At 65.9% G+C, this 12,578-nt stretch carries 10 protein-coding genes; 7 read left to right on the top strand and 3 right to left on the bottom strand.

The genetic code is table 11. The features are described 5' to 3' along the window. Window positions 1-4 precede the first annotated feature (4 nt). From B1C78_RS10315 to B1C78_RS10300, 4 genes are all read left to right on the top strand, one after another. Window positions 5-796 carry an MBL fold metallo-hydrolase gene (locus tag B1C78_RS10315; protein WP_077279084.1) on the top strand — a complete coding sequence of 264 codons (792 nt, stop codon included), beginning with the start codon at window positions 5-7 and terminating at the stop codon, window positions 794-796. 390 nt (window positions 797-1,186) lie between these two features. Continuing rightward, window positions 1,187-2,623, top strand: coding sequence for a TldD/PmbA family protein (locus B1C78_RS10310; RefSeq protein ID WP_077279083.1), 1,437 nt, complete (start codon window positions 1,187-1,189; stop codon window positions 2,621-2,623). Next, on the top strand, window positions 2,616-3,941 hold the full coding sequence (locus tag B1C78_RS10305; RefSeq protein WP_245795397.1) for a metallopeptidase TldD-related protein: 1,326 nt from the start codon (window positions 2,616-2,618) through the stop codon (window positions 3,939-3,941). Before B1C78_RS10310 ends, B1C78_RS10305 begins: the two co-directional genes overlap by 8 nt. 589 nt (window positions 3,942-4,530) lie before the next feature. Next, window positions 4,531-5,724 (top strand): NnrS family protein, encoded by a 1,194-nt coding sequence (locus tag B1C78_RS10300; RefSeq protein ID WP_077279082.1) that lies wholly within the window; start codon window positions 4,531-4,533, stop codon window positions 5,722-5,724. On the opposite strand, the gene B1C78_RS10295 is transcribed toward B1C78_RS10300, so the two are convergent. Next, window positions 5,715-6,785: a GlxA family transcriptional regulator gene (locus B1C78_RS10295; RefSeq protein WP_245795396.1), complete on the bottom strand. Its 1,071-nt coding sequence runs from the start codon at window positions 6,783-6,785 to the stop codon at window positions 5,715-5,717. The two genes, B1C78_RS10300 and B1C78_RS10295, sit on opposite strands and share 10 nt — an antisense overlap. Before the next feature lie 68 nt (window positions 6,786-6,853). On the opposite strand from B1C78_RS10295, the gene B1C78_RS10290 reads away from it, so the two are divergent. Together B1C78_RS10290 and B1C78_RS10285 are read left to right on the top strand one after the other, a co-directional pair. Continuing rightward, a complete protein-coding gene (locus tag B1C78_RS10290; protein WP_077279080.1) occupies window positions 6,854-7,945 on the top strand; it encodes a class I SAM-dependent methyltransferase in 1,092 nt (363 codons plus the stop codon). Window positions 7,946-8,219: 274 nt separating this feature from the next. Next, window positions 8,220-10,346: a sensor domain-containing protein gene (locus B1C78_RS10285; RefSeq protein WP_077279079.1), complete on the top strand. Its 2,127-nt coding sequence runs from the start codon at window positions 8,220-8,222 to the stop codon at window positions 10,344-10,346. 133 nt (window positions 10,347-10,479) lie between these two features. Here B1C78_RS10285 and B1C78_RS10280 read toward each other — a convergent pair whose 3' ends face one another. Continuing rightward, the gene (locus tag B1C78_RS10280) at window positions 10,480-10,815 is read right to left on the bottom strand and encodes a 4a-hydroxytetrahydrobiopterin dehydratase (protein ID WP_077279078.1); all 336 of its coding nucleotides are present in this window, start codon (window positions 10,813-10,815) and stop codon (window positions 10,480-10,482) included. Between the two features lie 78 nt (window positions 10,816-10,893). Continuing rightward, entirely contained in the window at window positions 10,894-12,006 is a 1,113-nt protein-coding gene (locus tag B1C78_RS10275; RefSeq protein WP_139349888.1) for an HDOD domain-containing protein, read from the bottom strand. Between the two features lie 147 nt (window positions 12,007-12,153). Between B1C78_RS10275 and B1C78_RS10270 the strand changes: the two genes are divergently transcribed. After that, entirely contained in the window at window positions 12,154-12,462 is a 309-nt protein-coding gene (locus tag B1C78_RS10270) for a hypothetical protein (protein ID WP_077279076.1), read from the top strand. The last annotated feature ends 116 nt before the right edge of the window (window positions 12,463-12,578 follow it).

Here is a 12,578-nt window from a genome sequence, read left to right as displayed (position 1 = left end):
CCCGATGACCACACAACCCATGATCACCACGACCCCTGTCAGCCCGGACGTGGACGCCCTAGGCACCTGGCTGCCCGTGCCGGGCTTCGGCGTGCTGGCCGTCAACGCCTTCGTGATCCGCGCCGCCCGGCCGGTGCTGGTGGACACGGGGCTTGCGGCGCTTGGCGAGGCGTTCCTCAAGGCCCTGGAGCAATCCATCGACCCGGCGCGGCTCGAATGGATCTGGCTGACCCACCCGGATCCGGATCACGTGGGCAACCTGGCCGCGGTGCTGGAACACGCCCCCAACGCCCGGGTGGTCACCACTTTCCTCGGCATGGGCAAGCTGGGCCTGCTGGGGCTGCCGGTAGACCGTGTCCACCTGGTCAATCCCGGGCAATGCCTGGATGCGGGCGACCGCGGGCTGCTGGCCGTGGCACCGCCCGTGTTTGACGCGCCGGAATCCACCGGCCTGTTCGATCCGTCGACGGGCACGCTGTTCAGCGCCGACTGCTTCGGCGCCCTTCTGCCCGCCCCGGCGGGAAGCGCGGCCGAGGTGGATCCCGGGGTGCTGTGTGCCGGGATGATCGGCTGGGCCACGGTGGATGCCCCGTGGCTGCACCGGGTGGACCGGGGCCGATTCCGGGAGAGCCTTCAGGCCGTGACCGACCTGCAGCCGAGGCGGGTGCTGAGCAGTCACCTGCCGCCGGCCGAAGCCATGACCGGCACGCTTCTGGGCAACCTCGCCAAGGCCCCCGACGCCCCGCCGTTCATTGGACCGGACCAGGCCGCCCTGGAGGGGATGATGGCGGCCTGAACGAGCCCGCCAACCACATGTATACGTGGGAGCGCCCAGCGGGATGAGGCGACATAAAGAACAGGAACATTTCTCTCGCCAAGACGCAAAGCCCGCAAAGAAGGGCTCTTGAACGGGATGGGCAGGCCGAATCTTTCGGCCCCGGTGCCGCCTCGGTGCAATGTCCGGGTTAAGCGCGGTGGTACCCATCGGACATTCGATCATTCCGAGATTTCCTTGGCGGGCTTGGCGCCTTCGCGAGAGACCGCCTTTTCCTTTTCTGTTCCTCGCCACACCCTGTGTGGTAATGCATCGGTCATACCCGTATGCGGATACGGGTGATCCCGGCCGGCGTGGGAATTAGAATCATCCTGACGCGGGTCAGCGCAGCCGAAGGGATAACGTCACCCCATGCACTTCCAACGGGCTTTCGAACAGTTCCTGTCAGTGGTTCCCCAGGTAGAGTTCTGGTCCCTGCGCCTCGTGGGCGAGGATACCGAAACCCTGCGGGTGCGTGCGGGCGTGGTGGAACCTCCGGCGCGCAGCCTGGACCAGGGCGCCCACATCACCCTGGTGGATCGGGGCGGTCTGGCCTATGCGGCCACCAGTGACCTGACCCGCGACGGACTCCGGGCCGCCTGCGAGCAGGCCCTGCGCTGGCTGGCGTGCAGCCGCCGCCACCCGTTGTTCGACACCGACTTGTTCCCGCGGCCCCGGCAATCCGGCGAGTATGCGACTCCCGTGGAGATCCCGTGGGCGCACTGGCCGCTTGAAGAGAAGCTGGACCGGCTGCACCACATCGACCGGGCACTGGCCATTCACGATTGCATCGTGGACCGCCAGGCCCGAATGACCCGGCGGCACGTGCAAACGCATCTCCATACCAGCGATGGAGTGGAGATCGAGCAGCACCAGCACATCCTCATGCCCGGTTACGCCGCCGTCGCCAACCGCGGCGCGCAGACACAGGTGCGCACCGGCGGCGGCTGGAATTCCGGCGGCCAGGGCGGACTGGAGGTGCTGGAGCGTTTCCGTTTCCACGACGACGCCGCGCGGGTGGCCCATGAGGCGCTGACACTGCTGGACGCCCCCGAATGCCCGGAGGCCGTCGCCTCCCTCGTGCTCATGCCCAGCCAGATGATGCTGCAGATCCACGAGAGCATCGGTCACCCGCTGGAACTGGACCGCATTCTGGGTGACGAGCGCAACTACGCCGGAGGCAGCTTCGTCTCCACCGACATGTTCGGTCACTACCGTTACGGCTCGGAACTGCTCAACGTCACCTTCGACCCTGCCTTCCCGGGTGAACTGGCGGCCTACGGCTATGACGATGAAGGCACGCCCGCCGAACGCACCTGGCTGATCCGTGACGGCATCCTGGAACGCCCGCTGGGCGGCGCGCTGTCATCAGCGCGCGCGGGGCTGCCCGGGGTGGCCAACGCCCGGGCCTGCGCCTGGAACCGCCCGGCGGTGGACCGCATGGCTAACCTCAACGTGGAACCCGGCGAATCGAGCCTCGAGGATCTCATTGCATCGGTCGGGTACGGGGTGCTTATGGATACCAACCGTTCGTGGTCCATCGACGATCGGCGCAACAAGTTCCAGTTCGGCTGCGAATGGGGACGCATGATCCGCGACGGTGAGCTTCGGGAGGTCGTGCGCAATCCCTGCTACCGGGGAATCTCGGCCGAGTTCTGGCGCAACCTCGCGGGCGTAGGCACTGCCGACACCGTGGAGGCCTGGGGCACGCCCTCCTGCGGCAAGGCCGAACCCAACCAGATGATCCATGTGGGCCATGCCTCGCCGCCCTGCCTGTTCCACGACGTGGAGGTCTTTGGCGGTGACTGAGCTGGAAACGCGTTTCCGTGCCCTTGCAGACGATGCCTTCGCCGGACTCGCCTCCGACGAGGTGCTGCTGCTCAACCTGGGGGCGGAGGACAGCGACTTCGTGCGCATCAACCGGGCGCGCGTGCGCCAGGCGGGACACGTTCGCCAGCAAGTCCTGATGCTGGAACTGATTTGCAAGGGTCGCGCGGCCCGCGCCGATCTTGCGCTGACCGGTGAAGACGAGACAGACGCCGCCCGGGCGGTTGCCATGGTCGGAGAGCTGCGCGATCTGCTGCCCCGACTTCCGGAAGACCCCTACCTGCATTTCGCCACGCAGCCCGTGAACAGCCGTCACGAGGGCGACAACCGGCTGCCCGCGGCCGAGGAGGCAGTGGAACACTGGCTGGATGCGGCTCGGGGGCTGGACGTGGCCGGCATCTGGAGCAGCGGACGAATCTCTCGCGGCTTCACCAACTCACTGGGCCAGTTCAACTGGCACAGCGACTGGAGCTTCAATGCCGACTGGAGCGTGCACGGCGGCACTGACCAGGCGGTCAAGCAACACCATGCGGGCTTTGTGTTCGACGCCGACACCGTCACTCGACAGCTGACCGAGGCGCGGGACACACTGCCACTGCTCGCGAAGTCGCCAAGGCGGCTGACGCCCGGCCGTTACCGGGTGTACCTGGCGCCGTCGGCGGTACACGAACTCATGAGCCTGCTGGCCTGGGTCGGTTTCGGGCTCAAGAGCCACCGCACGGCGCAGACACCGTTGATCCGTATGGTGCGCGAGGGCTTCCAACTGGATCCCCGGATCAGCCTCGGCGAAGACCACGCGGGCGGGCTTGCCCCCCGGTTCACGCCCGAGGGCTTCATCAAACCGGAACGTGTCGAGCTGATCAGCGAAGGTCGTTACCGGGACTGCCTGGCCAACGCGCGCAGCGCCCGCGAGTACGGGGAGGCCGTCAATTGCGCCTCGGAACGACCGGAATGTCTGGACATGGCCGGGGGCGATCTGCCCGCCGATCAGGTCCTGTCCGCACTGGGCACCGGCGTGTATATCAGCGATCTCTGGTACAGCAATTACTCGGACCGCAATCACTGCCGCATCACCGGCATGACCCGCTTTGCCTGCCTGTGGGTGGAGAACGGGCAACCCGTGGCGCCCGTCAACGTCATGCGCTTCGACGAAAGCCTGCTGCACATCCTGGGCGAGCGGCTCGAGGCCATCACCTCGGAGCGCCAGCACATACTGGAGAGCGCCACCTACGAAAAACGTTCCGAGGTCAGCGCCCGCCTCCCCGGCCTGCTGGTGGACGGCTTCACCTTCACGCTGTAGTCCGCGCTGAGCGCACTACGGAACGCCCACCCACCAGGGTTTCTGCCGAAATCCTTATCCTCTGTGCCCTCTGTGACCTCTGTGGCAAGACCGCCTTTCAAAGCATGCCACAGAGGTCACAGAGGGCACAGAGAAGAAAAGCTTGGCCTGTAGGTTGGCCGACAGCCAGACACGAGAGACAATGACGAACCTCCATGTCGGCCTGAAAGCCGACCTGCGTTACCCCATCTGTGGCCTGACGATGCACCGTATCTCCAACGACATTGATCCGGTCCTTGGGAATTCTTCCTGACCGTCTGAACCTCTGTGACCTCTGTGACCTCTGTGGCAGAAAAGCTTTTCAAAGAATTCCTGCCACAGAGGTCACAGAGGGCACAGAGAAGGAAACTGCAGATGTAGGTCGGCCTTCAGGCCGACGCAACAGTCAATCCGGAACCACAATGTCGGCCTGAAGGCCGACCTACAGGCTGGATGGAACCTTGATCCCGGTCATGCGAACATGAGGGGCCTCTAACATGGATTGCAAATACATGTTATCAACAACATTGGAATCATCCGATCCCGTGGTCCACACCGTCCGGAGAATGACATGCTGACCATCGAGCAACCGGGGGACTACCGAGTCTCCCTGCTGCACCTGGGCTTTCGCCCCTTCTTTCTGCTGGCCGGCCTGTTCGCGGTGATCTCCACCCTGATGTGGACCTGGGTCTATCACGGGGGTGCGGCCGCCCCGCAACTGCCCCTGCACTCGATACTCTGGCACGGCCACGAGATGGTCTACGGCTACACCCTGGCCGTGGTGGCTGGCTTCCTGCTCACCGCCGTGCGCAACTGGACCGGGGTGCAGACACTCAACGGTGTCGGGCTCCTGTTGCTGGCGCTGTGCTGGCTGGCGGCTCGGGTGCTGGCGCTGGTGCCGCATCCTGGCGCGCTTCCGGCCATGGCCGCTCTGGACATGGCATTCGCCGTTGCGCTGACGGCGGCCGTGGCGCATCCGATCATCAAGGCGCGCCAGTGGGGACAGCTGGGCATACTGGCCGTCCCCGTCCTGCTGGCGCTCGCCCATGCCCTGTTCTATGCGGGGGTGCTGGGCTGGATGGCGCAGGGCGCCCAGGCGGGCCTGTACCTGGGGCTCTACCTGCTGATCTTCCTGGTCTTCGTCATGGGCCGGCGCGTGGTGCCCTTTTTCATCACCAAGGGCGTGGACGGGCCGGTCAGCATCCCCGACCGCCCATGGCTGGACCAGGCCGTCCTGATCTCCCTGGGCGCCTTCGTGGTAGCGGAGGTGTTTCTTGCACAGCCGGCGCTGTCCGCGGTCCTGGCCCTGGCCGCATTCGTCTTCCAGGCGATCCGCCTGCGCGACTGGCACGCGCCGGGCATCTGGCGCAAGCCTTTGCTCTGGAGCCTGTACCTGGCCTTCGTATGGATTGCGTTCGGTTTCGCGCTCAAGGCGCTCGCGCCGGTCGTGGCCCTCAACCCCTTCCTCGCCACCCACGCCATGGCCTACGGCGGCATCGGCCTCATCACCCTGGGCATGATGTGCCGGGTAAGCCTGGGGCACACCGGCCGCAACGTGTTCGACCCGCCGGCCACCGTGACCTGGATGCTGGCGTTGCTGGTGGCCGGCACGGTGGTCCGCGTGATCCTGCCCATGCTCCTGCCCGCCCAGCACGTCCTGTGGATCGGTCTGTCCCAGGCCATCTGGATCGCCGCCTTCTCCCTGTTCCTGTGGACCTACGCGGCCATGCTGGTGAAGCCCCGCATCGACGGGCGTTACGGATGAGCGATGCGCAGGTAACGCTGCCGGTATCGTGAAGGGGTGACGCCCGTGCGGCGCTTGAACAGGCGCCGGAAGAAGGCCGTGTCCTCGTAGCCCACCTTGCGGGCAATGGCATCGGTGGTTTCGGCGCTGCGCTCCAGCAGCTGCCGCGCCTCCTCGATGCGCAGGGTCTGCACGTACTCCACCGGGGCATAACCCGTCGCGGCCCGGAAGCGGCGCGTGAACGTACGCTCGGTCAGACCGGACAGCGCCAGCATGCGCGCCACCGGATGCGGTTCGTCATAGTGATCCGCCAGCCATAGCTGACACGTCCCTATCGCCGCATCCTCGTGACGCCGCGGCCGCACCATGGCTGCGAACGGCAACTGACCCTCACTGCGATCCCCCAGCACGAACACCTTGGCCATGCGCACCGCCTCCGCCTCGCCGCAGTAGCGCGCCACCAGGTACAGGGCCAGATCCTCCCATGAACCCATGCCGCCGCATGTCACCAGCCGGTGGTCGCTGCCGGCCGGCGAGAGAATGCGTTCGGGATGCAGCCGCACCTGCGGGTAATAAACGTCGAAGAGTCCGGCAGCACTCCAGTGACTGGTGGCTTCACATCCGTCCAGCAGGCCGGCATCCGCCAGCAGCACGGAGCCGGTACAGACGGAACACACCGTGGACCCGGCCGCATGGCGGTCTCGCACCCACGCGGCGGCCCCGGGCCAGCGGCCGCGCGGATCACGATCCATGGCCAGCGCAAGATCAGTGACCACCACCACGTCCGTGTGACTCACTTCCCCGAATGCGGCCTGCGGTGTGATGGGCACGCCGACAGCACACTGAAACGGTTCACGTGAGGCGGCCACGATCCGCGGCGTCATGCTCCGTGCCTCGGATGGCTCGCCCGTCAGCTCCGGCCAGATGCATCCCACGGCGGAGAACACTTCGTAGAAGCCGAACAGGGCCGTGGGCGTGCTCTCGGGCAGCGCCACGAGGCTCACCGATACGCTGTCGACTGGGTCCCGGGGATTCACCGCAGCAATATGACCGGAATGCCCCGATTCTGTCCATCCAGCCACTCACGAAACGACTCACACAGGTGCAGTCTGTGTCGACACCACGAAAAACCACCCGGAGGAGCAACACCATGTCACAACCCGCATACCTGACCGGACACACCTACGACCCCGACAGGGCGCAGGCCTTCCTGGAACGCGCCGCCGCCATCCTCGATGCCGGCGCGGTGGCCGTGATGCTGTCCATTGGGCATCGCACCGGCCTGCTGGCCACCCTGTCGCGCCTGCCTCCATCCACCAGCATGGAGATCGCACAAGCGGCCGGGCTGTCCGAACGCTACGTGCGCGAATGGCTCGCGGTGCTGGTGACGGGCGGCATCATCACCTACGACGCGCAACACGGCACATACCTGCTGCCCGCGGAGCATGCCGCCTGCCTGGTGCCCGACGCGCCGCTCGGCAACCTGGCCGTGTACGCCCAACACGTGGCGCTCATGGGTCAGGTTCAGGATCAGATCGTCGAACGATTTCGCACCGGCGAAGGTATGCGTTACGAGGACTACCCCTGCTTTCATCACGTCATGGCCGAGGACAGCGGCCAGACGGTGGTAGCGCAACTCTTCGGCCAGATCCTGCCGCTGGCCCCGGGACTCGTCGCGCGCCTGGAACGGGGCATCACGGTGCTGGACGCCGGCTGCGGCCGCGGGGAAGCGCTCATGGCGCTCGCCCGGCGCTACCCGGAGAGCCGCTTTACCGGTTACGACCTGTGCGCCGACGCCATCGAGGACGCCCGCCGCGCAGCCCGGAAGGCCGGTCTCCACAACCTGCGCTTCGAGGCGCGCGACCTGACGCACTTCGACGAGCAAGAACGCTATGATCTCATCACGTCATTTGACGCCATACACGACCAGCGCTCGCCAGCGGACCTGGTCCGGCGGCTGTACCGGGCCCTGGGTCCCGGAGGCATCTACCTGGTGCAGGACATCGGCGGCTCGGCCCACCTGGAGAACAATCTGAACTTTCCCAACGCAACTCTGCTTTATGCGATTTCCTGCGTACACTGCACGCCGGTCTCACTGGGCCAGGGGGGCGATGGGCTGGGTACCATGTGGGGATGGGAGACGGCCGGGGCGATGCTGAACGACGCCGGCTTTGCCGAAGTGCAGCGCCACGTGCTGCCCCATGATCCCATGAACGTCTGGTTCGTCTGTCGCAAGCCATGACCGTGCAGCGGCAGGATGCGGCCGCATCCGCGAACTGATCTGGCACGTGAATGGCGACCGCGTGATCCTCTATGGCGCGCGGTCAGCTTCAGCGTGGTGGAGATCGTCCTGCCCTGGGTCCCGCCGGCAATCACCGCGATGGGCGCGCTCGTCGGCGGGCGCGTCCGCACGGCGTGCAATCCCGACTTTCCGCTGGCCCGGACTGGTATAGTGGCCTCGCAAACTACGCCCGCGTGCAGCGCCCGATTTTCACGGCCCCGGTGTCAGCCCCGCGATGACAGACTCCTCAAGCACCGCTTTCTCTCCTGCCACTGTCCTGCAGGCCGCCTCGCTCTCCGGGGATCACGCGATTCTGCTGCTTGACCTGCCTTCACGCACCATCCTGGCCTGCAACGAAGCCGCCGAGCGCGTGTTCGGCTACGGTGCCGGGGAACTGGTGGGCAAGGACACGCGCATCCTGCACGTGAGCGACGAACATTACCGGCGCTTCGGCGAGGAAAGCGCGCGCGTACTTGAGAACGGTTCGGGCAGCTATCACTGTCACTACTGGCTGAAACGCCGGGACGGATCCACGTTTGCCTCCGAGCATCTCGTGCGCCTCATCGAGGATCTGCTGGTGGGTCACATGATCGCACTCAGCATCGTGCGCGACCTCACCGAATCCGCCTGCTCGGAACCGCTCCCCGACAGCCCCCGGCCCGGCGACACCCCATTGCATGGCATGACGCGTCACCTGCCGGGCATGGCGTTCCAGCATGTGCGCACCCGTGAAGGGGTCGCCCGCAACACCTTTCTCTCGGGCAGCCTGTTCAAGGACTATGATCTCGACATGGAAGCCATGCTGGAGGATCCGGCCAGCTTCTTCGATGCCCTCCATCCCGACGACAGGAGCAGACTGGACCGGGAGATGGCGCGGTCCGCGGAAGACCTCTCGGGGCTCAATATCCGCGTGCGCCTGCGCATTCCGTCGGGCGAGTTCATCTGGCTGCACATCGTCTCCCAGCCGCGCCGGCTCGATGACGATGCCGTGGTCTGGGACGGCTTCGCCCTGGACGTCACCCGGGAGCAGGAGACCGAGGAACGCCTCCACCAACTGGCCACTCACGATCCGCTGACGGGATTGCCCAACCCGTTCCAGTTCGTCGCCCTGCTGGACCGCATGTTCAGACGGAGGGGCGCCCGCGAACAGCGCATCGCCGTCGCGCAGATCAACCTGGGCCGCATGGTCTACATCAACGAGACCTACGGGTTCGACGCAGGGGACGAACTGCTGCGCCAGGCGGGCGCGCGTCTGCTCGCGCAGGCGAACTCGCAGGGCCTCGTGGCCAGGGGGCACGGCAACACCTTTCTGGTGGCGCTCGAAGCGTCGATGGCGGATGTCACCCTCACTGACATCCTGCGCCGCCTGCAGGCGCCTTTCACGGATCCCTTCGTCATCCGCGATGACGTGGCCGTGCGCGGCGACGCCCGCATCGGCCTCGCCCTCTACCCGGGAGACGGACAGACCGCAGACAGCCTGCTGCGCGCCTCGGGCATCGCCCTGGACCGGGCGAAGCGCCATCCCGACCGCAGTTACGAGTTCTACGCCGCCGAACAGGGTCAGGACATGCGCCGGCGTATCCGGCAGGAACAGGCCCTTCACGACGCCATCGACGCCGGCCTGTTCATCCCCCATTTTCAGCCCCAGGTTTCCCTGGCCGACGGCTCACTGGTCGGACTGGAGGCCCTCGCACGCTGCCTGGATGGGAACCCCACACCGCTCTCACCCGCGGAGTTCATTCCACTCGCCGAAGAAACGGGTCTGATCGTTCCGCTGGGGCAGCTGATTCTCGAGCGTGTGCTGACCTGCATCGGTGAGTGGACCCGCGCGGGCCTTCGCGTACCGCCCGTTGCGGTCAATTTCTCCGCGCGCCAGTTCCGTCAGGGCGATTTCGAATCCGGTCTGCGCGAGACCTTGTCACGGTCAGGCGTGGACCCGTCCACCCTGGTGGTGGAACTCACCGAGAGCAGCCTGCTGCAGGATTTTTCCAAGGCGGAGAAGACGATGCGCTCCCTTGCGGAACTGGGCGTGCGTTTCGCCATCGATGATTTCGGCACCGGTTTCTCGTCGCTCAGCTACCTGGCCCGCCTGCCGTTTCATACCCTCAAGATCGACCGCAGCTTCATCTCCGCCATTGAACAGGACGTACGCCAGCGCGCCATCACCGAGGCGCTGATCCTGATGAGCCGGGGGCTGGATCTTCGGGTCGTGGCCGAAGGCGTCGAGACCGAGGACCAGGCACGACGACTGATGGGCATGGGCTGCCACTCCGCCCAGGGCTTCTTCTATGCAAGGCCAATGCCGGCGGAAGAGGTGGAGGACTGGTTGCGAAACGGATCGCAGAAGCGCGTCTCTGCATAAGCCTTTCAGCCGGGACTGTGGGATCCCCGCAGGTCGGGCTGAAGCCCGACGGCGGTGCCTGACGCAGCCCGTCGGCGTCGGGCTGAAGCCCGACCTACAAATGCCGGGGTCGCGGCGGGACGCGGGGCAAGCCTCAGGGCAGAGCGTCGGTCTTGGCCGCCATGACGTAATCGTTGCGGTGCAAACCGCGAATCTTGTGGGACCACCACGTCACGGTCACCTTGCCCCACTCCGTCAGCAGGGCCGGATGATGTCCGTACTCCTCGGCCAGGTCTCCCACCCGGTTGGTGAACGCCAGGGCGTCGACGAAGTTGTCGAACCTGAATACGCGCTCCAGCTGCTTGATGCCGTCGCGCTCGACCACGCTCCACTCGGGCACTTCCTTGCCCAGTGTCTTCATCTCTTCTTCGGTCACCGTGGGGGCACCGACCCGGCACGCCTCGCACGTTTCCGCTGACAGTCCGCTCATGTGACACCTCCTCCGGGTTAGACCAGGCTTCCTACCTTAACAGTCGAGACCGACGCCAAATACCCGCCTGAACCGGGGTCATTCGGCGGTGATGGCGTCCGATGGCCGATGGCCGTCCCTGCGCTCCCGCCGGTCTTCGCCGAAGCCGGGCAGCCGATGGCGGATCACCTCCAGTTGCTCACCGCTTATCGTGCCCGACTCGGCCAATGCACCGGCGCGCACACAGACCACGGCGGCATTCAACACCGCCGCGCCGGGGGTATCCCGGCCTTCTGCCCACTGATCCAGCGCCTCGACTGTCCCCTTCGGGAATGCCCAGTCACGGGCAACCGCAGCGGAGTAGCGTCGCGCCAGCGCCTCGAGCTCACCGGGGAACATCGATGAAGGCCGCACATCATCCAGGGATTTCAGACAACGCAACAGGACCATCAGCCCGCTGCTGTGACTCAGACCCGCCAGGTACAGTTCGAAGGCATCGGCAGGACTCGTGCGCGCTGCCGCATCGCGCACCGCCACGGCGGCTTCCAGAGTGTGCGCCCAGACCTGCCTGATGGCAGCGGCATCGAGGCGGGGGTCGGTATCGAAACTGGCGATGGGACTGATGGTCGCCGCCGCAATGACCTCGCGCATGCCCGGGAATCCCATGATCACCACCGCCTGCTCGAGACTGTCCACGGCCTCACTGCGCATGCGCATGGCGGGACTGTTGACCACCTTGAGCACGTTGGCCGCCAGCACCGGATCACTCTCGATCATGCGCGCAAGTTCCCGGGCGCTGGTCCTTTCCGGGTCCCGGGTCGCGGCCATGAGACGGGGCATGGCGGCCGGCAGGCGCGGCACCAGACCCCCGAAGGACGTATCCTGTCCGCGCAAACGCTCGCGGTGTTCCCGCAGCCACTCGCGTTCAGTGCTTGAGAGCGCCGAGCCATCGCGATCCGCCATGCGGAAGAGGCTTTCCACATAGAAACGTGCGATGGACGCATCGTCGGGCACCGGTATGCCCGTCTCCGGTTCGGCAGACGGCGAATCGGCCGCGGGCACCCCGGGCGGACGGCCATCACCGCGGGGCGCGTCGGGCGCCGCTCCAAGTCCCAGCCAGCGGCGCAGGCGCGCCATCATGAACCGCGCCCCCACGGGTTCGCTGAGCCCCGATGCATGTGTCTCCCCTGTACGGTGTGATGGTGCGGACACCCGGCCCGTCCGCAACGGAACGCGCCCGGTTCGGAAAAGATAGCACGCGATCGCCGGTTCCAACCATGAAGAAGTGCATCACCCGCTGAATTCAGGCACTCTTTCAGACATGATCCCGACACCGGCCACCACATTGGATCACTCTGGATGAATGACGCACGACGGCGCTGGCTGTTGCCGATTCTTTGCTGCCTGGGCCTGCTTGCCGGCGCATGCGGCGGCACCAGCAGCATCGAGACCCTGGACGACGGCCGCTATGCCGCCACGGCACGGGGTTATCACGACGAGGCCGGTTCCCGTGCCCTGGACCGGGCGGAGGCCCATTGCGCGGCCCGCGGCCTGCGCGTCCTCGGGGATGACATGGAAACCCGGGAACTGGATCCCGGATTTTTCCGCGCGACCCTGATCTTTCGCTGCGTCGAAGAGGATCATCCGGACCTTCCGGCCGTGGATTGATCATGATTTAACCACGAAGCTCACGAAGAGCACGAAGAACTGCTTAAAAGGACATTTCTCTCGCAATGCCGCGAAGCCCGCAAAGAGAACAGATCAATAGAAACTATGAAGGGCCA

It is taken from the genome of Thioalkalivibrio denitrificans (assembly GCF_002000365.1).
Classification (GTDB): domain Bacteria; phylum Pseudomonadota; class Gammaproteobacteria; order Ectothiorhodospirales; family Ectothiorhodospiraceae; genus Thioalkalivibrio_A; species Thioalkalivibrio_A denitrificans.
The sequence above is the reverse complement of the archived record's forward strand: the minus strand, read 5'-3'. Positions and strand labels throughout refer to the sequence as shown.